23 protein-coding genes are annotated in these 23174 nt (G+C 56.9%); 13 read left to right on the top strand and 10 right to left on the bottom strand.

The genetic code is table 11. From position 1 onward, the window contains the following. Window positions 1-2: 2 nt before the first annotated feature. Both ACG74X_RS12230 and ACG74X_RS12225 read right to left on the bottom strand, forming a co-directional pair. Window positions 3-1463 (bottom strand): serine hydrolase, encoded by a 1461-nt coding sequence (locus ACG74X_RS12230; protein ID WP_411235618.1) that lies wholly within the window; start codon window positions 1461-1463, stop codon window positions 3-5. A gap of 293 nt (window positions 1464-1756) precedes the next feature. Continuing rightward, window positions 1757-2455 (bottom strand): HAD family hydrolase, encoded by a 699-nt coding sequence (locus tag ACG74X_RS12225; RefSeq protein WP_411235133.1) that lies wholly within the window; start codon window positions 2453-2455, stop codon window positions 1757-1759. A gap of 76 nt (window positions 2456-2531) precedes the next feature. Here ACG74X_RS12225 and clpS point away from each other — a divergent pair, with 76 nt between their 5' ends. From clpS to hemF, 4 genes are all read left to right on the top strand, one after another. Beyond that, the gene (gene clpS, locus ACG74X_RS12220; RefSeq protein ID WP_411235132.1) at window positions 2532-2891 is read left to right on the top strand and encodes an ATP-dependent Clp protease adapter ClpS; all 360 of its coding nucleotides are present in this window, start codon (window positions 2532-2534) and stop codon (window positions 2889-2891) included. A gap of 22 nt (window positions 2892-2913) precedes the next feature. Then, window positions 2914-3927, top strand: a complete 1014-nt coding sequence (locus ACG74X_RS12215) for a class I SAM-dependent methyltransferase (RefSeq protein WP_411235131.1) — start codon at window positions 2914-2916, stop codon at window positions 3925-3927. A 15-nt stretch (window positions 3928-3942) separates the two neighbouring features. Further along, a complete protein-coding gene (locus ACG74X_RS12210) occupies window positions 3943-4746 on the top strand; it encodes an SDR family NAD(P)-dependent oxidoreductase (protein ID WP_411235129.1) in 804 nt (267 codons plus the stop codon). 85 nt (window positions 4747-4831) lie between these two features. Then, window positions 4832-5725, top strand: coding sequence for an oxygen-dependent coproporphyrinogen oxidase (gene hemF, locus ACG74X_RS12205; RefSeq protein WP_411235127.1), 894 nt, complete (start codon window positions 4832-4834; stop codon window positions 5723-5725). A 1-nt stretch (window position 5726) separates the two neighbouring features. Here hemF and ACG74X_RS12200 read toward each other — a convergent pair whose 3' ends face one another. Both ACG74X_RS12200 and ACG74X_RS12195 read right to left on the bottom strand, forming a co-directional pair. Continuing rightward, the gene (locus ACG74X_RS12200) at window positions 5727-6272 is read right to left on the bottom strand and encodes a pseudouridine synthase (protein ID WP_411235125.1); all 546 of its coding nucleotides are present in this window, start codon (window positions 6270-6272) and stop codon (window positions 5727-5729) included. After that, complete coding sequence (locus tag ACG74X_RS12195) at window positions 6269-6730, bottom strand: nucleoside deaminase (RefSeq protein ID WP_411235123.1); 462 nt, start codon at window positions 6728-6730, stop codon at window positions 6269-6271. Before ACG74X_RS12195 ends, ACG74X_RS12200 begins: the two co-directional genes overlap by 4 nt. 62 nt (window positions 6731-6792) lie before the next feature. Here ACG74X_RS12195 and ACG74X_RS12190 point away from each other — a divergent pair, with 62 nt between their 5' ends. The 8 genes from ACG74X_RS12190 (at window position 6793) to ACG74X_RS12155 (ending at window position 14304) form a co-directional block, all read left to right on the top strand. Next, window positions 6793-7617 (top strand): pseudouridine synthase, encoded by an 825-nt coding sequence (locus ACG74X_RS12190; protein WP_411235121.1) that lies wholly within the window; start codon window positions 6793-6795, stop codon window positions 7615-7617. A gap of 59 nt (window positions 7618-7676) precedes the next feature. Then, window positions 7677-7868: a hypothetical protein gene (locus ACG74X_RS12185; protein ID WP_411235119.1), complete on the top strand. Its 192-nt coding sequence runs from the start codon at window positions 7677-7679 to the stop codon at window positions 7866-7868. Beyond that, entirely contained in the window at window positions 7865-8722 is an 858-nt protein-coding gene (locus ACG74X_RS12180; RefSeq protein WP_411235117.1) for a hypothetical protein, read from the top strand. Before ACG74X_RS12185 ends, ACG74X_RS12180 begins: the two co-directional genes overlap by 4 nt. Window positions 8723-8894: 172 nt before the next feature. After that, the gene (locus tag ACG74X_RS12175; protein ID WP_411235115.1) at window positions 8895-9794 is read left to right on the top strand and encodes a 5-bromo-4-chloroindolyl phosphate hydrolysis family protein; all 900 of its coding nucleotides are present in this window, start codon (window positions 8895-8897) and stop codon (window positions 9792-9794) included. Window positions 9795-9822: 28 nt separating this feature from the next. Further along, window positions 9823-11022 carry a toxic anion resistance protein gene (locus ACG74X_RS12170; RefSeq protein WP_411235113.1) on the top strand — a complete coding sequence of 400 codons (1200 nt, stop codon included), beginning with the start codon at window positions 9823-9825 and terminating at the stop codon, window positions 11020-11022. Between the two features lie 6 nt (window positions 11023-11028). After that, the gene (locus ACG74X_RS12165; protein ID WP_411235111.1) at window positions 11029-11997 is read left to right on the top strand and encodes a DUF2927 domain-containing protein; all 969 of its coding nucleotides are present in this window, start codon (window positions 11029-11031) and stop codon (window positions 11995-11997) included. A 16-nt stretch (window positions 11998-12013) separates the two neighbouring features. Continuing rightward, window positions 12014-13138, top strand: a complete 1125-nt coding sequence (locus tag ACG74X_RS12160; protein WP_411235109.1) for an SPFH domain-containing protein — start codon at window positions 12014-12016, stop codon at window positions 13136-13138. A 53-nt stretch (window positions 13139-13191) separates the two neighbouring features. After that, window positions 13192-14304 (top strand): primosomal protein N' (replication factor Y) - superfamily II helicase, encoded by a 1113-nt coding sequence (locus ACG74X_RS12155; RefSeq protein ID WP_411235107.1) that lies wholly within the window; start codon window positions 13192-13194, stop codon window positions 14302-14304. Window positions 14305-14308: 4 nt separating this feature from the next. Here the strand turns inward: ACG74X_RS12155 and fnrL are convergent, their stop codons facing one another. Next, window positions 14309-15055, bottom strand: a complete 747-nt coding sequence (gene fnrL, locus ACG74X_RS12150; protein WP_411235106.1) for a transcriptional regulator FnrL — start codon at window positions 15053-15055, stop codon at window positions 14309-14311. A gap of 61 nt (window positions 15056-15116) precedes the next feature. On the opposite strand from fnrL, the gene hemN reads away from it, so the two are divergent. Next, on the top strand, window positions 15117-16472 hold the full coding sequence (gene hemN, locus ACG74X_RS12145) for an oxygen-independent coproporphyrinogen III oxidase (RefSeq protein WP_411235104.1): 1356 nt from the start codon (window positions 15117-15119) through the stop codon (window positions 16470-16472). On the opposite strand, the gene ACG74X_RS12140 is transcribed toward hemN, so the two are convergent. The 5 genes from ACG74X_RS12140 to ACG74X_RS12120 all read right to left on the bottom strand — a co-directional run bounded on the left by ACG74X_RS12140 (window position 16469) and on the right by ACG74X_RS12120 (window position 23078). Next, window positions 16469-18061 carry an ABC transporter ATP-binding protein gene (locus tag ACG74X_RS12140; RefSeq protein ID WP_411235103.1) on the bottom strand — a complete coding sequence of 531 codons (1593 nt, stop codon included), beginning with the start codon at window positions 18059-18061 and terminating at the stop codon, window positions 16469-16471. The two genes, hemN and ACG74X_RS12140, sit on opposite strands and share 4 nt — an antisense overlap. After that, window positions 18058-19167 (bottom strand): ABC transporter permease, encoded by a 1110-nt coding sequence (locus ACG74X_RS12135; protein WP_411235616.1) that lies wholly within the window; start codon window positions 19165-19167, stop codon window positions 18058-18060. The genes ACG74X_RS12140 and ACG74X_RS12135 overlap by 4 nt, the downstream gene beginning before the upstream one ends. A gap of 83 nt (window positions 19168-19250) precedes the next feature. Further along, the gene (locus ACG74X_RS12130; protein WP_411235101.1) at window positions 19251-20408 is read right to left on the bottom strand and encodes a microcin C ABC transporter permease YejB; all 1158 of its coding nucleotides are present in this window, start codon (window positions 20406-20408) and stop codon (window positions 19251-19253) included. A 7-nt stretch (window positions 20409-20415) separates the two neighbouring features. Continuing rightward, window positions 20416-22365, bottom strand: a complete 1950-nt coding sequence (locus ACG74X_RS12125; RefSeq protein WP_411235100.1) for an extracellular solute-binding protein — start codon at window positions 22363-22365, stop codon at window positions 20416-20418. Between the two features lie 194 nt (window positions 22366-22559). Then, the gene (locus ACG74X_RS12120) at window positions 22560-23078 is read right to left on the bottom strand and encodes a c-type cytochrome (protein WP_411235099.1); all 519 of its coding nucleotides are present in this window, start codon (window positions 23076-23078) and stop codon (window positions 22560-22562) included. Window positions 23079-23174 lie beyond the last annotated feature (96 nt).

Below are 23174 nucleotides of genomic sequence, written 5' to 3'. Positions count from 1 at the left end.
GGTCAGCTTGGCCCGATCATAAAGCATGTCACTTGACGCGCCTGAAGCCGGCGGCAGGCCAGATCGGCGCTTTCGCGGGTCAGACCCATGAAGTTTGCGTCAAATCCGCGTGCGCCATTGACCACCTTGCGCAGTGATCCGTCCAGTGTGGCCATCTCGGATAGTGCCGTTTTGAGCAAAGCTTTTTCTGCGGCAAACCGGCTGGGATAGCGCCCGACATTGATGCCCCAATGCCGCCCGCCAGAGGTCGAGATGCGCGTGACAACTTCGCTTTCACGTTTGATCTCGGGTTCTGTTGGCTGCCGGGCTGTAGCCGAGGCCAACACGATGGTGCGGGGCCTGACAACCGGCTTGACCGATGCGCTGGGCGCGGCCTGCGCGGCTGTGGTCTGGTCGGGTTTCGGCTGTGACTGCTGTGTGGCAACGGCAAGAGCCACCTGCGCGGCCGTTGCAGCCACGTCCTGAACATCTTCGGTCTGCACCTCGGCAAGAACTGATTCAATATCTTCCTGAAGCTCGGAAACAAGCGCGTCCGGCAATACCGGTTCGGCAACCGGGCGCGCTGTTGGCCGGAGGCTGGATTTCACAGCGGCGGCCACCACCCGAATGGATTTGGCGCGGGTGCTGGTCGAGGGTGTCTGGCTTTTTGCGATGATGGTTTCTGTCTGTTTTGGCGCAACCGGCCCCATATATGCCGGTTTGCGCGGCGTGCGCAGCGCCATGTGCGTTGGTGCACGGTTGAATCCAAGATCCATCAACTTGGCCACCTGCGCGTTTCGGGATGCGGTCGAGTTGCCACCAAAGACAGTCACGATGATGCGCTCTGAACCGCGCTCTGCCGAGGCGACAAGGTTAAAGCCGGCCGCGCGGGTATAGCCGGTCTTGATTCCGTCAGCACCGCGATAGGAATTGAGAAAACGGCGATTGGTGTTGTTCACCGCTTTGATACCGGCATCGGCACTGCGGCGCGAAAACAGATTGTAGTATTGCGGATAGTCATACAGCACATGCCGTCCCAGGATGGTCATGTCACGGGCTGTCGACATATGGCCGCTTTCGGTCAGTCCATGTGCATTCTTGAAGGTGGTGCGGCTCATGCCAAGCGCCTTGGCGGTGCGGTTCATGCGGCGGGCGAAGGCGGCCTCCGACCCAGAGATCGCTTCCGCAATTGCTGTTGCGGCGTCATTTCCCGACTTGATTGCGGCCGCGCGCACAAGGAACCGAAGCTTGATCTCGGAACCGGCCCGCAAGCCCAGCTTTGACGGCGGCTCGGCGGCGGCTTTTTTCGAAATGCGGACCTTTGTGTCCATGCTGATTTCGCCGTTCTGGACCGCCTCGAACACGACGTAAAGCGTCATCATCTTTGTCAGGGACGCCGGATGCAGGCGCGTATCCGCATTGCGCGAATGCAGCACTTCGCCATTTCGCGCATCCATCACCATCGCGGCATAGGGGGCCGCCATCGCGCTGATCGGCAACAGAATTGCCAGCCAAATTGCAGTAATCACATACAGGCCTACTCGACCCGGCACTTTACGCCGTCCCGTCACAATATCCGCCTTTTTCTGCCTCATGCCGCCGGATTTTTCCGGTCAGCGTTATTATTTTCATTACGCTAACACATGAGAAGAAAGCGATAAAGTCCTTATTTATATGCCTTTTCTGACAGCATTTCGTGGGTGCGGCGCAAGATATTGCGACGCGGGTGCCGGGGCTTACTAGGTAAGCCAATGTGGCAGGAATATGGCAAACCGGCTTAGCCGATTTCCGCCACCAGGTCGGGCAGGGCACCCATATCGGCAATCGCGTGATAGCGTGGACTGTCGGGGGGATCTGCCTTTTCAAGATCCCATTCCAGATCATGCGGCACAAACACACCCCAGCTGCCCGCCGCAACCGCAGGGACAACATCGGATTTCATGGAATTGCCAACCATCATCGCGGCACTGGCCCCACCGTGAAGCGGTTCAAAGACGGTCTGATAAGTCGCTACGGATTTGTCAGACACAATGGAAACGTCACTGAACAATTCGCCCAGCCCGGATTGCGCAAGTTTCCGCTCTTGATGCAGCAGATCGCCCTTTGTGATCAACACCAGCCGATAAGAGCCCGCCAAATGTTCCACTGTCTCTTGGACATGGGGCAAAAGTTCGATCGGGTGGGCCAGCATGTCCTGACCGGCATCCAGCAACTGACGAATGACATGGCCGGGAACGGCCCCGTCCGTTACGTCAATTGCAGTTTCAATCATGGATAAAACAAAACCTTTTACACCGAATCCGTAATGTCCGATATTACGGATCTCGGCGTCCATAAGGCGGTCGTGCAACACGAATTTGTCAGTATAATCAGACAAAAGCTCTTCGAACCGGGCTTGTGTCAGCTTGAAAAAGCGTTCGTTGTGCCACAGCGTATCATCGGCATCGAATCCGATGGTTTTCAGGTTCAGCGCCATATCCGTGTTACGCCCCTCTTTTCTCGACGTCGCGACAGGTTATATAGATGCTCAAGCATAAGGAACCCAAGTCCATATGACCAAAAGCGCAACAGTAACGGCATCGCTCCGTCCCAAGGCTGGCCCTCCGTCAAACGAGGACAACGACACCAATGTCGTTGTTGAAACGCGTACCAAGACGAAACGTCCTCCTTTGTACAAGGTGATGTTATTGAACGACGATTACACGCCGATGGAATTCGTCGTCCACGTTCTTGAGCGGTTTTTCGGCATGACCCATGCGCAGGCGTTTGAAATCATGTTGACCGTACACAAAAAAGGTGTCGCGGTTGTGGGCGTGTTCAGCCATGAAATCGCCGAAACCAAGGTGGGTCAAGTGATGGATTTTGCCCGTCGTCATCAACACCCGTTGCAATGCACCATGGAAAAGGAATAACCGGGGTCTCCGGGAGTCCGCCATGACCTTACCACGACTTGCACACGCGCTTGAGACAGGCGCGCTTGAGCTGCCCAAAGACGCGCGCCTTGTGTTTCTTGAACCGACCGACGAATTTGATGTCAGCGATTTCGATGTGGGCGACATAGAAGTTCAACAAAATGACAAACCATCTTTCGACCGTTTCGAACAGATCGGCGCACGCGTTGCCGTTCACGTCGACGGACCTGCCGATTTTGTGCATGTGTCCCTGCCGCGCAGCCGTGATCTGGCGCGCGGGCTGATCGCGCAGGCGAACGACATTGCCAAAGGGGGCGTGGTTCTGGTGGACGGGGCCAAAACCGACGGCATAGATGCCACGCTCAAGGCTGTAAAAGCGCGCACCGATATTGTCGGTCAGCTGTCCAAAGCACATGGCAAGCTGTTCTGGTTCACCGCAAGCGACGCCTTTGCGGACTGGACTCTTGCCGCGCCTGCGCCGGTTAAAGAGGGTTGGATCACCCAACCCGGTGTCTTTTCTGCCGATGGGCCCGATGCCGGGTCAAAGGCGCTTGTTGATGCGCTGCCTGCCTCGCTCAAGGGCGATGGGGCCGATCTGGGTGGCGGATGGGGCTTTCTGACCAAATTCCTTTTGGCGTTGCCGAAAGTGGCTCATGTTGATTTGGTCGAAGCCGACCACCGGGCTTTGAGCTGTGCAAAATGCAATCTGGATGACCCGCGTGTTTCGTTTCACTGGGCAGACGCCACCGTTTGGGGCGCAGCTGCCAGCCTTGACTGGGTGGTCAGCAACCCACCTTTTCATACATCCCGCACCCCGGACGCCTCTATCGGCCAAGCGTTCATCACCTCAGCCGCACGTTTGTTGAAACCCAAGGGCCAATTGATCATCGTCGCCAACCGGCATTTGCCCTACGAGACCACGCTGGCGGACAGTTTTGTTCAGGTGCAGGAATTGGACGGCGACACGCGCTTCAAGATCCTGCATGCTGAACAACCGAAATCCCGGGATCGGGCGATGCGTCGCAAACGGCGCTGAAGGAGGCTGAGGCCCATGTCATTTTCGATTGAAGGCAAAACCGCAATTGTCACCGGTGCCGCGAACGGTGTCGGGTTGGCCATTGCACGGCATTTTGTGGATCAGGGTGCCAATGTCATGTTCGCCGATATGGACGAGGCACGCCTGTGCCACGAATGTGGAGATATGGCCGAAGAGGACGGCAATATCCGGTATTTTGCCGGCGATCTGCGCGAACGTCTAACCTTGGCCAACCTGCTGTCCGCAACGATAGATTCGTTTGATCGGGTCGATATCCTGATCAATGGAAGCCGCCAGATCCTGCCGTCCGATCCGCTGGACCTGGATGATTCGTCGTTTGAAACGCTGATGATGCAAAACGTAACGAACACATACCGCCTGTCCCAGATGGTGGCGAAACGTATGATCAAACAGTCAGAAGGCAAAGAAAGCGGTCAGGCCGGTGCCATCGTGAACCTGTCATCCATTGCCGCGCGCCGGACGCAGCCGGAATTGCTGTCATATTCTGTTTCAACCGCCGCACTGGATCAGCTGACCCGTTCGCTGGCGGTTGCCTTTGCCGAACATCGCATCCGGGTGAATTCAGTGTCGCTTGGCTCGGTCATGTCGGCCAGTCTTCAGGCCGCGCTTAAGCAGAATGACGAATACCGTGATCAGATCGAGGAAAACACACCCCTTGGCCGGATTGCCAGCCCGTCGGAATTGGTTGGTGCGGTGCAGTTTCTGTCGTCGGAGGGGGCAGGGTTTGTCACCGGACAGATCATGACAATTGATGGCGGGCGCACATTGCTTGATCCTGTTGGTGCCCCGGCACATTAAAAGCGATCAACGCAGCACAACGTCTTGTGGTGGCTTGTGATTTCGGTCGCGGTGTAGTGTTCTGTGCAAAAAACAGGGCTTTGATATGACGGATTCTTTCGACCGGGAAAAGACGCGCGCGTCGGAATGGTTTCGCGAGCTGCGGGACCAGATTGTCGCCGCGTTCGAGGGGCTTGAGGACAGCCACGACACCGGACCCTTAAGCGATGCAACACCCGGTCGGTTTGAGGTCACTGAAACCAAACGCACATCAGACGACGGGACTGACGCCGGGGGCGGTTTGATGAGCGTTATGCGCGGTGGCCGGGTGTTCGAAAAGATCGGTGTCAACGTGTCAACCGTCTATGGAACGCTGGGTGAGCGCGCGCAAAATGCCATGGCTGCGCGCAAAGGTATTCCCGGCATGAAGGATGATCCCAGATTCTGGGCGTCGGGCATCAGCCTTGTTGCACATATGCAGAACCCGCATTGTCCGGCGGTGCATATGAACACACGCATGTTCTGGACCCCGCATGCCTGGTGGTTCGGGGGCGGGTCCGATCTGAACCCTTGCATCGAATATGATGACGACACAGCGCATTTTCACGCGACGCAGAAAACCCATCTCGACCCGCATGGCACAGCCCATTACCCAAAGCTGAAAGAATGGGCGGACACGTATTTTTATATCCCCCATCGGGGCCGCGCGCGCGGCGTTGGCGGCATCTTTATGGATGACCACAACACCGGGGACTGGGAAAAGGACTTTGCGCTGACACAGGATATCGGTCGCGCCTTCCTTCCGGCCTTTGTTCCATTGGTTGAAAAGCGTCGCGTGCAGGAGTGGTCGGATGCCGACAAGGATGCGCAGCTGGTGCATCGCGGGCTCTATGCGGAATACAATCTGGTCTATGACCGGGGGACGAAATTCGGCCTGGAAACGGGGCATGATGCCAATGCGGTCCTTATGAGTCTGCCTCCGCTGGCAAAATGGGTTTGAGCTAAGCGTCCCGCCATGCGCCGGACGCAAGACCATCCAGCGACCATTCCCCAACCGACCACCGTACCAATCTGAGGCAAGGAAGCCCGACATGCGCCGTCATGCGCCGCACCTGGCGATTTCGGCCTTCGGTGATCGTAATTTCGATCCAGGAATCTGGCACAGATTTCCGATACCGCACGGGCGGTGTGCGCTCCCATACCTCTGGCGCATTGATGGTTTTAACCAGCGCAGGCCGTGTGGGGCCATCTTTTAGCGTCACGCCAGCGCGGAGCTGGTCCAATTGTGCGTCTGTCGGCAGGCCTTCGACCTGGGCCAGATAGGTTTTGGGCGATCTGAACTTTGGATTGCTGATTCTGGCCTGCAGCTTGCCATTGTCGGTCAAAACCAGAAGCCCTTCACTGTCGCGATCCAGCCGCCCAGCGGGATAGACACCGGGGACCGCGATAAAGTCCGACAATGTTCGGCGCGGTGTGCCTGTGGTGCCTTTGTCGGTAAACTGGGACAGGACATCAAAAGGTTTGTTGAAGAGAATAACCCGCGTCATGCGATGTCTTTCCGTCTGGATTCGAAAAAAGCCTTCAGCAACGCTTCGGCTTTGGTGGCCTCAAGCCCGTCATAAATCTCGGGTTTGTGATGACATTGCGGGTGCGAGAACACCTTGGCGCCATGCTTGGTCCCGCCTGATTTCGGATCATCGGCCCCGTAATAAAGCCTGCGGATGCGCGCGTTTGAGATCGCGCCCGCGCACATCGCGCATGGCTCCAGCGTGACATAAAGGTCGTAATCTCCCAGCCGTTCCGCGCCGACAGCCTTGCAGGCCGATCGAAGGGCCAGAACCTCTGCATGGGCTGTGGGGTCGTTGTATTCGCGGGTTCTGTTGCCCGCCGCTGCCACCACCTGACCGTTGGCACCGACAACAACCGCGCCAACCGGAACCTCTCCGCGCGATGCGGCGGCTTTGGCCTCTTGCAAGGCTATGCCCATATATGAACGAAACACCATCCCCCCTCATAGACCGCGCAATCGGCTTTCCCAAGGCTCGGATTTGGACTAAGCCAATCACCATGACCGACACAACGCCTCCCGGTGATCGCATCGCCAAAGTTATCGCCCGCGCCGGGCTTGCCAGCCGCCGCGACGCCGAGCGGATGATCACGCAAGGACGCGTGTCGGTGAACGGCAAAAAGATCGACCGTGCCGCGTTGAATGTCACCGCGTCCGACAAGGTCACCGTTGATGGCAAACCGATTGCGGCCCCTGAAGACGCCCGGCTCTGGCTCTACCACAAACCCGTTGGTTTGGTCAGCACGACAAAGGATGAGCAGGGGCGGCCGACGATTTTTGACAATCTGCCCGACACTTTGCCGCGTGTCTTAAGCGTGGGACGGCTGGATTTGAATTCCGAAGGTCTGTTGTTGCTGACAAATGACGGCGGTGTGAAACGCAAGCTTGAACTTCCGTCAACCGGCTGGCTGCGCAAATACCGGGTGCGGGTCAAGGGCAGGCCGACGGACGACCATCTGGAGCCTTTGCGCAAGGGCCTGACCATCGACGGAGAGGTGTTTCAGCCGATGGCTGTGTCTTTGGACCGACAGCAAGGTGCCAATGCGTGGCTGACGCTGGGTTTGCGCGAAGGCAAAAACCGCGAAATTCGCCGGACCCTTGCCGAACTTGGATTGACCGTGAATCGGCTGATCCGGGTGTCTTATGGCCCGTTCCAATTAGGGCAATTGAAGCCCGGCGATGTCGAGGAAGTCCGCCGCAAGGTCTTGCGGGACCAGCTTGGGCTTGATGCGGCACCTGACAAAGAAGATGCTAAACCACTGAAGTCAGATAAAAAACCTTTGCGCCGGAAGCCGCGCCCCGCAAAGGTAAGAAAGACTCCCTGAACTTACCCAGATCGCGCCCATTTTCCGCCCGGATTCGCGGCGACGGTGCGCGCATGGTGATGACTTTTTTGACATCAATGGTCCTTGTGATCTCTGTGCTGCTGGTGTTGTCAAATCTTGGCACCGTGGCAGAGGACACAGCAAAAGCCATGCGCGGCGCAATTCAGCGATTGCGGATGCATGGCGGGATTCCGTCCTTTGTGGCGTTCGGCGTGTTGTGGATCACCATTTTTGGGCTGGGGTTCCTATGACGGATATGCGGACAAACTCATTGGTGGAGTACGACCACTCTGCGGCGCTCGGGAAATCGACACCGGTCGACAATGTGCCTGTCGGTTTCATGGTTTTGGCAACATGTCCGCTGATCCTGTGGCTTCTGGACGGAACAGTGGCGGGGTTTGCATCGGCTTTGTTGGTGATCGGTTTGTTTACCGTTGGCATGGTATTCCTGTCCATCGGGCAAAAGAACCACCTCGCATATGACAAGGCAGAGGTTGCCGCGCGTCCCCGCATTCCGTTCAAACTCATTGGCAGCTTTATCGTGGCTCTGGTTGTCGGATTGCTGGCAACCGCCAAAGTCGGGCAGCCCACCATTCCCTTTCTGATCGGAACCGCGATCTTTATTCTGTGCCTTTTGTCATTCGGCCTTGATCCCATGCGGGACAAGGGCCTGAATGACCCGGTTGTGCGGCTGCGGCTGGCCAATCAGAAATTGTATCAAACATGCGAAGACCGGTTCGAGGCGCTCCTGACCCATTTGCAGGTTCTGCAGGATGATGATCTGACGGAACGGACCCGTGCGATCGCCGATACGGTCATGGGGCTGTTGGGTACAATTGATTTTGAAACCCAGACTCTGCAGAAGATGGCCCCGCCTTTGGAAAAACTGCTGTGCAAAATGGAAGCGGAAACCAACGCTCTGGTCGGGACAGGACAGCAGGCCCCATCACCTTTCGCGCGGCGCAAGTTCCAAACAAAGATGCAAGCCCTGGCCAGCGCGTTCGAAGTGCGGGCGCGGAAAAACGGCATCGCGCATGGGCGTAACGGGTTCGAGCTTCAGGCGAACCTGCTTTTCGACCGGATGCAGCGCAATCGGCAGACATGAGCGCAACTGTGCCGACTTCCCCCTAGTAAGCCCCCGGAACATCCCTTAAGTTTCTAAAGAGACTTGGGAAAGGGTGTTCAATGTCCGGTGCCGGCCTGCAACGTGTCAGTTACGTGCTGCTTATCGTTTTGCTTTTTGGCGTCACCAGCGGTTGGCTGGGAGGATTGTAACCATGGCGCAACGCTATGGCGGAAAATACAGTCCGGACGGAGCGCCGCAAACTCCGGCACGACCTGCCCAAAAAGGGTTCAAAGGTGCCAAGGTGCATCCGGTCGGCGCACGATCCAATGTGATGTTTGTGCCGCCGATCATATTGGCGGCGACCTCTTTGAACGAGGGTGCCATCGGCTTGGGCCTTGGTCTTGTCGGGGCAGGCGTTTTGGTGTTGGGGGCATGGCTGTTGCGCGGTGGTCTGATTGCCGAAGCCGAATTCAATGCCCGCAAGGTTGCGCGTCGCCCCGCGTTCCCGCGCAAATCGGCGGCGGGGGTCCTGACGGGGCTGGGTGTTGCGATTGCCGCCTATGCCAACGAACCAGGGCTGATCGCCTCTGCAATTTACGGCACTGCCGCCGCGGCGCTGCATTTCGGCGCTTTCGGATTTGACCCTATGCGGGACAAAGGCATGGACGGGATTGACACCTTCCAACAGGATCGCGTCGCCCGCGCCGTGGACGAGGCGGCAGGCTATCTTGGCGCGATGCGCGATGCGATCAAGCGGTCCGGCAACCGCCGCATGATTGCCCGTGTCGACCAGTTTGGTGTCACCGCGACAGACCTGTTTCGCACGGTCGAGGAAGATCCCCGTGATTTGACGGGTGCCAAAAAGTACCTGAGCGTTTATCTGATGGGCGCGCGGGATGCGACGATCAAGTTTGCCGATGTGTATTCACGCACCAGCGATCCCGAGGCCCTTAAAGATTACGAGGCGCTTTTGGATGATCTGGAAAAGAACTTCTCGGCACGCACGCAAAAGATGCTGCTGGATGATCGCTCGGATCTGACGGTGGAAATTGACGTGCTGCGGGACCGGTTGAAACAAGAGGGCGTTCGGATCGAGCGTCAAAGCGATTAAGATAGAAACGAGTTTTAGGGGAACATCCATGTCCGAAACAGTCCGCGCAAAAGCCCAGGACGCGCTTGCCCTGGTCGAAGAGGTCAACGCCGTTATTTTGCCTGATCCCAAACCTGCGGAAGACGTGGTCCCATTGGCCAGCGCCGACCCGGTGGTGAGCGAGGAAATCCGTTCACGCATGGACGAGATTGATATGGAGGACACCCAGTCCATCGTGTCTTTCGGATCGAACGCACAAGCCGAATTGCAAGAGATTTCACAATCCATGCTTGCGGATGTGCGCAACAAGGATGTCGGCCCGGCTGGTGACAGCCTGCGCGGCATCGTGAGCACGATCCGGGGGTTTTCCGTGTCCGAACTGGATGTCCGCCGGGATCGGTCCTGGTGGGAAAAGCTGTTGGGGCGGGCCGCACCCTTTGCCAAATTCACGGCAAAATTTGAACAGGTCCAAGGCCAGATCGACAGGATCACGGACGATCTTCTCAAGCACGAGCATACGCTTTTGAAAGACATCAAATCGCTTGATTTGTTGTATGACAAAACGCTTCAATTCTACGATGAATTAGCCCTCTACATTGCCGCAGGCGAAGAAAAGCTGCGCCAGATTGATGCCACCGACATTCCCGCCAAAGAAGCAGAGGTCAAAGCCGCTGCCGAAGACGATCAGGTGATGAAAGCACAGGAATTGCGGGACATGCGCGCGGCGCGGGATGATTTGGAACGCCGGGTGCATGATCTGAAACTGACCCGCCAGGTGACCATGCAATCGCTTCCGTCTATCCGTCTTGTCCAGGAAAACGACAAGTCTCTGGTCACAAAGATCAACTCGACCCTCGTCAACACTGTCCCCTTGTGGGAAACCCAGCTGGCGCAGGCCGTGACCATTCAGCGCTCTGCCGAAGCGGCGGCTGCGGTGCGCGATGCCAATGATCTGACCAATGAGCTTCTGACCTCCAATGCCAAGAACCTGCGCGACAGCAACAAGCTGATCCGCGAGGAAATGGAACGCGGCGTTTTCGATATCGAAGCGGTCAAACAAGCCAACGCCGACCTGATCGGCACCATTCAGGAAAGCCTGCAGATTGCCGACGAAGGAAAGGCCCGTCGCGCGGCCGCCGAAGTCGAGTTGAAAAAGATGGAAACCGAACTCAGGGATACTTTGGCATCGGCCAAATCCCGCCGGGACGGGATTGGCGATACAACAGCCACATCCATGCCAGACGAGTAACCCGCGATGCGGCGCTGGTCACATATCCTTTGGTCCTGCGCCGCGCTTGTGGCCCTGTCCGCCTGCGATCCGCTGTTCAATGACGGACCCGCAGGTGTAAAGCCGCAGGCGCGCCCAGACCGGCCGCCACCTGTGGCACCTGTTGCGCCACCTGCTGGCCCGTCCGACGCGTCGCTTGAACTTCAAAGATATTACGCGCGCGTGCAGCAGGATTTGTTGACCCGTGGATTGCTGCGTGACGACGGAGGAGGCGTTGACACTCCGTTCACCGATGAAATGCTGGTGCGCAACTTTGAACGTATCGCGCTGGCAGAGGAATATACCCGCGGGGCCGGGCTGCAACCCTCAAGCGGCGCGCTTGGTGCGATCAAGAAATGGACAAGCCCGGTCCGTGTTGGCGTGACATTCGGGGCCAGCGTGCCCGGCGATATGCGGGCCAAGGATCGGGCAACCCTGGCCTCTTACACCCGCCGATTGTCGCGCGTGTCGGGGCACCCGATTTCCTTTGGGACATCCCAGACGAACTTTCATGTGCTTGTCATGGGCGAAGACGACAAGGACCAGTTGCGGCAAACGCTGGATCGGATTGCGCCGGGTATGGACGTGTCCAATCGGGCCATTTTCGTCAACTTGCCCCGGTCGATACACTGTCTGGTTGTGGCATTCGCCGACAGCCGCTCTGACAATGCGTACCGGCAGGCCATCGCATTGGTGCGCAGCGAACACCCGGATCTGACCCGGCGCGCTTGTTACCATGAGGAATTGGCGCAAGGGCTTGGCCTTGCCAATGATGACCGGAATGCACGTCCGTCGATTTTTAACGACGACGAAGAATTTGCGCTTTTGACAACGCATGATGAGATGTTGCTCAAGATATTGTACAACCCGCGCCTGACCCCCGGAATGACGGCAGCGCAAGCACGCCCCATCGTGCAATCCCTTGCACAAGAGCTGATGGGCGGCGGCCCCAGCTGATCAAACGGAGACCCCAATGCCCATTTTTGACTTTCTCAGCGGCCAGTTCATTGATGTTATCGAATGGACGGACAACACACGCGACACGATGGTGTGGCGGTTCGAGCGTGAGGGCCACGAGATCAAATATGGTGCCAAACTGACCGTGCGCGAAGGGCAGGCGGCGGTGTTTATCCACGAAGGGCAACTTGCCGATGTGTTCACCCCCGGTCTTTACATGCTTGAGACCAACAATATGCCGATCCTCACAACGCTTCAGCATTGGGATCACGGGTTCCGGTCGCCCTTCAAATCAGAGATCTATTACGTCAACACCACCCGGTTCCAGAACCTGAAATGGGGCACCAAGAACCCGATTATCTGTCGCGATCCTGAATTCGGACCGGTCCGGCTGCGCGCTTTTGGCACGTATTCCGTCCGCATCACCGACCCCGCAAAATTCCTTGTTGAAATCGTCGGCACCGATGGCGAATTCACGATGGACGAGATCAGCTACCAGATCCGCAACATCATCGTGCAGGAGTTTTCACGCACAATTGCGCGGGCGTCGATTCCGGTTCTTGATATGGCGGCCAACACCCGCGAATTGGGTCAGCTTCTGGCAAAAGAGATCGCCCCGAGCCTTGCCGAATATGGGCTGGAATTGCCGGAGCTTTACATCGAAAACATCTCGCTTCCACCCGCTGTCGAAGCGGTTCTGGACAAACGGTCCTCTATGGGGGTGATCGGAAATCTGAATGAATACATGCAGTTTCAGGCCGCCGAAGCATTGGGCAAAGACGGCGGCGGAGCGGCCGCCATTCAGGCCGGGCTTGGTGCGGGACTTGGCATGCAGATCGGCCATGCCGCGGCGCAATCGGGGCCTTGGGGGGGCACCAGGCAGATTGAAGGTGCCGCCCCGGTGGCCCGGCAGGTCGCACCGCCGCCCCCGCCGGTTGAGCATGTCTGGCATGTTGCCGAGAATGGCACCACAACCGGCCCGTTTTCCAAGGCGGCTTTGGGGCGCATGGCGACAGAAGGGGCATTGACCCGAGACAGCTATGTCTGGACACCCGGTCAAGACGGCTGGTTACGGGCGGAAGATGTGATGGAGTTGGCGCAGTTGTTCACCGTACTGCCCCCACCCCCACCGCCGGCGTAACACAGAGGTTATGTTTGCATATTTAAGAAAAGAAGAAACAGGGGGTGGGCGTTTTGTCTGAGGACACGCTGACCGCACCAGTCCAGGAACATCGGTTCCCGTGTGACAATTGTGGCGCTGATTTTCGCTATGACCCGGCAGCCGGGCTTCTCAAATGCGACCATTGTGGCAATACCAGCAATATCGCGGGGGCCGGGCCTTGGGGTGGCGATGTCATTCGAGAGATTGATTTTCAAACCGCGCTTGCCGACAATCTGCCATCGCAGGAAATGGAAGAAATCCGCGTGTCGCAATGTCCCAATTGCGCAGCACAGGTTGAATTTGATCCAGGTGTCCACGCCGCTGAATGTCCGTTTTGCGCGACGCCCGTTGTGGCCGATACCGGGCGCAATCGCCATATCAAGCCCAAGGGGCTGTTGCCGTTTGCACTTGAGGAAGAACAGGCACGCAACGCGATGACCGACTGGTTGGGTCGGCTTTGGTTCGCGCCCAATGGTCTTCAGGACTATGCTCGCAAAGGGCGGCGCATGACGGGAATTTATGTGCCCTATTGGACGTTTGATGCCGATACGGCGTCATCTTATCGCGGCGAGCATGGCACGGTCTATTATGAAACGCGCCGGGTGCAGCGCAATGGCAAGACCGAAACCGTACGTGTTGCCAAGGTGCGGTGGCGACTCGCGTCAGGCCGTGTCGCACGATTTTTCGATGATGTTCTGGTGCTCGCGTCACGATCTTTGCCGAAACGATATACCGATGCGCTAGAGCCATGGGATTTGTCAGCGCTTGAACCCTATCATCCCGAATATCTGGCCGGGTTTCGCGCCGAAGCCTATACTGTAGAGCTTGCCGATGGCTTTGTTGAAGCGCGCAGCTATATGGACCGGGTGATTACCCGGGACGTGAAATTCGACATCGGTGGGGACCGTCAGCGCATACATCATATTGATACGCGCGTCTCAGATGTGACGTTCAAACATATTTTGCTGCCGGTTTGGCTTGCCGCTTATAAGTATCGCGGCAAAAGCTATCGTTTTGTGGTGAACGGCAGAACCGGCGCGGTGCAGGGCGAACGCCCCTGGTCTGCGTGGAAAATCGGTTTTGCCGTTGTCTTCGGTCTTATCCTGGCAGCCGCGATCGGCTACGGTGCCGCGCTTAGCCAATAACAGGTCAGACCAGAAGCCCTCCGTCGGTGTCGTCACCGGCTTCTTCCATAAGAAGGCTCATATCCGGCACCGTGATGTGGCGTTTGCCTTCCAGCGCGATGATCCCGTCCTTGCGCAATGCGGACACTTGCCGTGACACGGTTTCAAGCGTCAGCCCCAGATAATCGGCCATCGCTTCGCGGGTGAGAGGCAGGTCAAAGGACACGGGCCCGTCAAAGCCACCCATATTCAGTGTCGCATCGCGCCTTGCGATAATCGACAGCAGGGATGCGATCTTTTCGCGGGCCGTTTTGCGACCCAGAACAAGCATCCATTCGCGCGCCGCGTCCAATTCATCAAGCGTCATCTCAAGAAGCCGCTGGGCGATGTGCGGGGTGCGCACCAACAGATCTTCGAACGGGCCTTTGCGGAAGCAGCACATGACCATATCCGTCGTGGCAACCACGTCATAGGCCGCAGCATTGCGTCCCGGACGGCCAACGAAATCACTGGGCAACAGCAGCCCTACCATCTGTGTGCGCCCGTCTTCCATGGTTTGGGTCAGCGTCGCGATGCCGGATACCACCGATCCCACAAAATCCATGCGATCCCCGGACCAGATCACCGTCTGGCCCGCTTCGAACCGGCGGTAATACTTGATGTCCTCAAGGTGGTCCAGTTCATCGGTCTCGCACCGAGCGCAAACGGCTCGATGGCGGATCGGACAATCCTTACACTCTTGTGCGATGGCTAGGCTGTTTTGGTTCAACATCTTTTTCCGATCTTGATCTGAATCAAAGCTGCTCCCCAACAACCACCCTAGTGGTACGCGCATGGCAACGCGAACACAACTTTCCCGGCTGGGACTTTTCGACGCGAAAGTACCTCGATATACGAGCTACCCCACATCGCCACATTTCAAAAATGATGTTTCAATTGACGATTTTTCAAGCTGGATTGAGGCGATTCCCGAAAATTCCCGGATTTCGCTGTATCTGCATGTGCCTTTTTGTCGGCGCTTGTGCTGGTTTTGCGCGTGCCGCACGCAAGGAACCGCCGATGCGGCCCCGGTGACGGCCTATGTCGAGACGCTGAAAGACGAATTATCGTTGCTCAAACGCCATTTGCCCAAAGGTGTCAGCCTGTCGCGGTTGCATTGGGGGGGCGGAACACCCACGCTTTTGTCCCCGGATCACATGCGGGATTTATCGCAGGCTATTCGAGAAGTTGTTGATTTTGCAGAAGATTACGAATTTTCGGTCGAGATAGACCCCAACGAAATTGACGAGGCCCGGATTGCCGCCCTGTTCGAAGGCGGGATGAACCGCGCGTCGATCGGCGTTCAGGATTTTGATCACGATATTCAGAAAACAATCGGCCGCGAGCAAAGCTTTGAAACCACAAAGCGCACGGTTGACATGATTCGCGACCGTGGCATCCAAAGCCTGAATGCCGACATCCTGTACGGCCTGCCACACCAGACACGCGCGCGAATCGTTGATTCGGTGCAAAAGCTATTATCGCTCTCGCCAGACCGGGTTGCGCTTTACGGTTATGCGCATGTGCCATGGATGGCAAAGCGCCAGCAAATGATCCCCTCCGATGCGTTGCCCCGCCCGGATGAACGGCTTGATCTGTTCGAATCTGCTTCCAAGCTTTTTACCTGGGATGATTACGATGAAATCGGCATTGATCATTTCGCGGTAAAATCAGATGGGCTTGCCCTTGCGGCCCGCAACGGCACCCTGCGCCGTAACTTTCAAGGCTACACGGACGACACAGCCGACGTGCTTGTGGGGCTTGGCGCGTCCTCTATCTCTAGGTTCCCGCAAGGTTATGCGCAGAACGCGCCCGCCACCTCTGCCTATACCAAGGCCATTCGGGCGCATTCCTTCGCAACCGTTCGCGGCCATCGCTTTACCAATGAGGATAAACTCCGCGCGCGTATGATCGAAATGGTGATGTGCGATTTCAGGGTCAGAACCGATGAGCTGGTGGCGTCCTTTGACACGACGACAGACGACGTTCAGGCGATCCTGGAAAAAACCAGCGCCGCATTCGAAAACCTGCTGACCCTGGATGAAACCGGTCTTTTCGTGCCGAAAGACGCACGCCCGCTGACACGGATGATTGCGCGCAGCTTTGACGCCTACGAGCTGTCTTCGGCGGGGCACAGCTCTGCCATCTAGCTGGCAAGGTCGAACGCAGCGGCCATCAATGTTTTGGTGTAGTCCGTTTCCGGTTGGGTAAACACGTCTTCGGCTTTGCCATACTCAACCACATCCCCGCTGCGCATCACGATCACCTTGTGTGACATCGCGCGCACCACTTTCAGGTCGTGACTGATAAACAGATAGGCAAGATCGTATTTCTTTTGCAAAGCACGCAACAGGTTCACGATCTGCACCTGAACCGTCATGTCCAAAGCCGATGTCGGCTCATCCAGCACCACCAGCTTTGGACGCAGCACCATCGCCCGTGCGATGGCAACGCGCTGGCGTTGTCCGCCGGAAAATTCGTGCGGATAGCGATGCATGGTCATCGGATCAAGCCCGACTTCGGTCATCACTTCCGTGACCAGCTCACGATGGCTGCGCCCGTCTGGCGATCCGTGAACGCCAAGCCCTTCGGCAATAATTTGTTCACAGGTCATACGCGGGCTGAGCGAACCGAACGGGTCCTGAAACACGATCTGCATCTCGCTCCGCAGCCGCCGCAGCTGTCGGGTTGACCAGTCGCGCACATTCTGGCCGCGATAGGTGATGCCGCCTTCGGATTGGATCAGCCGCATGATGGCAAGCGCCAGCGTCGTTTTGCCGGACCCGGATTCACCAACAATGCCAATGGTTTCCCCGGCCCGCACCGCGATAGACGCGTCATTGACGGCCTTCACATAGCCCACCGTGCGTTTCAGAAACCCTTTTTGGATCGGGAACCAGATTTTAAGATTGTCAGTGCGCGCGATTTCTTCGGCATCGGATCTGACCGGATCGGGCGATCCGGTGGATTCCGCACTTAGCAGCATCTGGGTGTACGGGTGCTTGGGATCGGCAAAAATTTCGTGGGTGAGCCCGGTTTCGACGATCTCGCCATTTTTCATCACACAGACCCTGTCGGCGATTTTGCGCACGATCCCAAGGTCATGGGTGATGAACAGTAGGCTCATGTCTTCGGCCTTTTTCAGATCAGCCAGCAGTTCCAGGATCTGCGCCTGAATGGTCACGTCCAATGCGGTAGTGGGTTCGTCTGCGATCAGCAATTCGGGCCCGTTTGCCAGCGCCATGGCGATCATCACACGCTGACGCTGTCCGCCCGACAATTGGTGCGGATAGGCCCCAAGCCGCGTTTCAGGATCACGGATGCCAACCTTGGTCAGCAGTTCAAGGATACGGGTTCGCGCCGCGTCGCCCACCAGCGACTGATGCAACGCCAGCGATTCCGACAACTGTCGTTCCAGCGTATGCAGCGGGTTCAGCGACGTCATTGGCTCTTGAAAGATAAAGCTGATATCATTGCCGCGAATTTTCCGCAGCACGGTTTCGGATGCGCCCACCATTTCCTCGGAATTATAGGTGACCGATCCTTCGACAATGGCAGACTCGCCCAAAAGCGAAACCGTTGACAACGCGGTGACGGATTTGCCCGATCCCGATTCCCCGACCAGCGCCACGGTCTCTCCCCGCTCGATTGCGAAAGACACGTTGCGGACAGCCGGGATCACCTCGCCATCCTGTCGAAAGCTCACGCTTAGATCGGTGACCTCAAGGATATGGCTCATGTAAATGTCTTCCTCGGATCAAAGGCATCGCGCACACCTTCAAAGATGAACACCAGAAGCGACAGCATGAGGGCGAACACAAAGAACGCGGTGAATCCCAACCATGGCGCTTGCAGGTTTTGTTTGGCTTGCAGGGTCAATTCACCCAGCGATGGGGCAGAGGACGGCAACCCGAAGCCAAGGAAATCCAGGCCGGCCAAGGTGGAAATCGTGCCCGTTACGATAAACGGCAACATGGTCAGCGTTGCCACCATCGCGTTGGGCAGCATGTGCCGGAACATGATTGTCGTGTTCGACACACCCAACGCCTTGGCGGCGCGCACATATTCAAGGTTCCGCGCCCGCAGGAATTCGGCCCGGACCACACCCACCAGCGCGGTCCAGCCGAACAGCACTGTCAGAAATACAAGGAGCCAGAAACTGCGCCCCAAGATCGCGAACAGGATGATGATGATGTAAAGCGACGGGGTCGATGACCATATCTCGATGATCCGCTGAAAGATCAGGTCAAGCCACCCGCCAAAATACCCCTGCAACGCACCGGCGATGATACCAACGACGCTGGCAGCCACAGTCACGATCAGGGTAAACAGGATCGACAATCGAAACCCGTAAATAACCCGCGCCATCACATCGCGCTTGGTGTCATCGGTGCCCAGCCAGTTCTGTTCGCTCGGGGGCAGGGGGGCGGCACCGGGGCGGTCCACGGGTGTCTGGTAATCATAGGGAATGACCGGCCATAGCGCCCAGCCTTTCTCGAAATCCCCTTCTGGAACAAAGCCTTCGTCAACTTGCTGAAGAAGGCCCTCCGGGTCGTCAAAACAGCTTTCCAATCCCCCCGTGCGAATCAGGCATTTGACCTCCGGGTCGCGATAGGCGGCCTCGGTTCTGAAGTCACCTCCAAACGCGGTCTCGGGGTAGAAATTGAAGATCGGCGTGTAGAACTCGCCGCGATACTGCACGAGGATCGGCTTGTCGTTGGCAATGAACTCGGCAAACAGCGACAGCCCGAACAACACGCAGAAGATGATCAGCGACCACAAGGCGCGCCGGTTGCGTTTGAAGTTGTTCCACCGTCTTTTGTTCAGAGGGGATAGGCTGAACATCCGCCGCTTTGGCGCGACAGGCACGGCAGGCGACGGTTCTGTCACGATACCGGGACGATCGGGTTCGGGTTGCGCAACCACGCTCAGCCCTCCCGCTTTTCAAAGTCGATCCGTGGATCAACCAAAACATACATCAGATCAGACAGAATACCGACCACAAGCCCGATCAGGCCAAACACAAACAGCGTTCCAAAAATCACCGGATAGTCCCGCGCAACCGCGGCTTCAAATCCAAGCCGCCCAAGCCCGTCCAGCGAAAAGATCGTTTCAATGATCAGTGACCCGGTAAAGAACACCCCGATGAACACCGCCGGAAAGCCCGCGATCACAATCAGCATCGCGTTGCGGAACACATGGCCGTAAAGAACCTTCTTTTCGGGCAGTCCCTTGGCGCGGGCGGTGATCACATATTGCTTTTTGATCTCGTCGAGAAAGCTGTTCTTTGTCAGCAATGTCAGCGTGGCAAAGGCGGAAATTGTCGATGCCAGAACCGGCAGGAAGATATGCCAGACATAGTCCGCGATTTTGCCAAAGAAGGACAATTGATCAAAATTGTCGGATGTCAGCCCTCGAAGCGGGAAAATCTGGAAATAAGAGCCACCCGCGAACAGCACCAGCAGCAAGATCGCAAAAAGGAATCCCGGTATCGCATAGGCCACAATAATCGCGGCAGATGTCCAGGTATCAAAGGAGGTGCCGTCCTTGACGGCCTTGCGGATGCCCAGCGGGATGGACACCAGATAGGCAATCACGGTCGACCAAAGACCAAGGGAAATAGACACCGGCATTTTTTCCAGCACCAGTTCCATCACGCCAATCGACCGGAAATAGCTCTCGCCAAAATCAAGCCGGAGGTAGTTCCACATCATCATGCCAAAGCGTTCGATCGCGCCGATGGCTTCTTTTGAACAGGCCGGATCGTCCAGATCGGGTGTGCCGGTGAACCCGTCTTCACAGACAATGCGGGCAAATCCGAATTCCACCTCAAGTGTTTCGATAAATTCCTTTGGAAGCCCGCGCGCGCCGATGTATTCGCTGTCGGATCCAAATGTTTCCTCGGCAACCTCATTGCCGCCATCACCCGAGAATCCGGCAAACACGTCGCCTTCGCCCTGCATCTTGGCCAGGGTTTGTTCGATTGGCCCACCGGGGACAAACTGGGTCAAAGCGAAATTGATGATCATGATCCCCAAAAGCGTGGGAATGATCAGCAGAAGGCGGCGAAGAATATAGGCTCCCAAGGGTCCGTTACCTCAATGCGCCAGACGCTTTGAGCGCCTCGTATTTCTCTTGGTTGAACCACCAGAAATCCAGCACCCCAATGCCAAGCGGCGGCAGATCGTCGGGCCGTTCGAACATATCGTAATAGGCGATCCAGTCCTCCGGGATATATCCGGCATGCGCGATAACCCGTTCATAGCGCAAGGCGCGGTCCAAAGCGGTGAGGGCCGCAATTTCCTCCTCGCGCGATGTCGCATCAAGCGCGGCCTCGATGATCGCGTCAACCAAGGGACTGCGCAGCGCTGACGGGTTCCAGGATGACACTTCGGCTGTCTCTGATCCGAAGGTCTGTTTCAAACCCGTTCCCACACCCGAAAACGTCTGTATCTGAGTGTAGATCATATCGTAATCTTTATCGCGGAACCGCAGCTGGCCTTGCGCGCTGTCCACGGCTTGGGCGTTTACCCGGATACCCCAGTCTCTTAGTGTATTTACATAGGTTTCAATGGTGGCCTTGCGCGTGTCATCCCAGGTCGACAGGACCAGAAAACTCAACGACATCTGATTGCCGTTCTCGTCAACCATGCGCCCCCGATCATCCACGGTCCACCCCGCATCCCGCAAAATGCGCAGGGCCGCCCGTTGGTTGCGGCGGTCCGATGTGCGGCTTGGATCAGAGCTGTGGGGCATCACGGCAGGCTCTGTCAAAAGCTCGGGAGGCACAACATCCCCCAAAGAGGTCAACAGCTCAAGCTCGGCCCCTTCAGGCGGGCCTTTCGCTTCCCATTCCTGATCCTGTGCAAAGGAATTGCGCTGCGTGGTCAGGTCAAATTCCAAAGATTCCCGCGTCCATTCAAAATTGAACGCCAACGACAATGCGTGACGCACATCGCGGTTATCAACCGGTGCCCGCAACGTGTTGAAAATCACTCCGGCGTTCAAGGGTGGTGTTTGGTCCGGAATGGACTCTTTTTTAACATCGCCACTGTCCAGCGCCGGAAAGTCGTACCCCGTCGCCCAGCGTTTGCTCGACCCTTCCGCGCGGAACGTATATTCGCCCGCCTTGAACCCCTCAAATTCAGCCGTGGCATCGGAAAAATATTCAATCCGGATACGGTCGAAATTGTGCCGTCCCACATTCACCGGATGGTCCCATCCCCAGTAATTCGGGTTCCTTTCATACACGACATAGCGGTTGAATTCATAATCGCCGACCTGGTAGGGTCCGGTTCCCATTGGCGACAGAACAGAGGGCTCATCCAGCCGTTCTCCGGTTTCCTTGTACCATTCCTCGGACAGAACAATCATCCCGCCGACTTGATCAATCAATGACCGCCGAGAGATGTCTTCGGCAAAAGTATAACGCAGGGTCATGTCATCAATCACTTCAACGCCTGTCACACGCTGGCTCACCGCCCGAGACCAGGACCGGATGCCTTGCTCAAGAAAAAGGTTGAACGTAAACGCCGCGTCTTGCGCCCGAACCGGAGATCCGTCTCGGAACACCACATCATCGCGCATATGAAAGACACACCACGTTTTGTCCGCCGGATACTCGACCTCACGCGCGATCAGGCAATAGCTGTCCGTCAGGGAATCCGCCGGAACCGGCGTGCCCCAAACCGGTCTTGCCATCAGCGATTCACCAACAACCGACGCATTCGTTTGCGGATTTCCCCGCCAGGCCCACCGATTGAACCCGTCAAACGTACCGCGTGCGCTGAGTGTGATCTCGCCGCCTTTAGGTGCATTGGGATTGACATAGTCGAAATGGGCAAAATCCGCCGGATATTTCAGATCACCGAAAAACGAATAGCCATGCGACCGGATGATATCGGCCTCTGCGCTGTGACTGTCGGCCAGGGACATCGAAGCAGACGCGCCCGCCGTCGCCGCAACGGCACTGCCTCCCATCATCAATAGGGTTTGGCGGCGATCAAAATTGGCTGCGGACAGCAAGCTGCTTTTTTTCGACATTCCAATCTCTCTTGTTGTTACATCCAGGCGCATCAGCGTTTGATGGTTAATGTAAGCTAAAGAACGATCTCGCCCACATTCAAGTTGAGAATACGTGAGGAGGCGGCAATTGCACGGACACAAACGAAAAAGTGACAAAAGAAAAGCCGCCACCCAACGGGCAGCGGCGATCTATAATGTCAAAAGATCTGGCGTCAGTCTGCGAATGTCGCGAGATAGGCAATCAGATTGGCCCGGTCGTCAGACTTCGAAAGGCCCGCAAATCCCATCGAGGTGCCCGGTGCCCAACCACGTGGATCTTCAAGGAACCTGTAAAGATTTTCGACCGTCCACACATCGGCGGCCTCGCTCAAGGCACCCGAATAGTTGAATCCGTCAATAGCCCCGACATCACGCCCGACCACACCATAAAGATACGGCCCGACACCATTTTCTCCGGCCTCCAGCTTGTGGCAGGCGCGGCACTTGCCCCACTGGCGCTCACCCGCGCTGGCGTCGGCTGTTTCCAAAAGCGTGTCGAAATTCACCTCTTCCACAACCTCTTCAACGACTTCGTCGTCTTCGCCTGTGTCGATCACGTAAACCGCAACCTCTTCCCCGTGTTTGCCACCGACGTGATACAGCGTGTCTGCCGCCCATTTCCCAAGTAGAAAGATCAAGAGCGCGCCGCAAAAGCTGCCAACGATCTTTGTGAACGTCATTGTGTCAAACATATAAGGGTACCCGCCGCTTGAATTTCCTGCGTATCGCGCGGGTATCTATTGCTTCCCCTTGCACATGGCAAGATGTAGAAGGCGCGACCAAACGCC

This window comes from Marivita sp. S0852 (assembly GCF_046591575.1).
Classification (GTDB): Bacteria; Pseudomonadota; Alphaproteobacteria; order Rhodobacterales; family Rhodobacteraceae; genus Marivita.
Note: the sequence above shows the minus strand (reverse complement) of the source record. Positions and strands in the feature narration are given on the sequence as shown.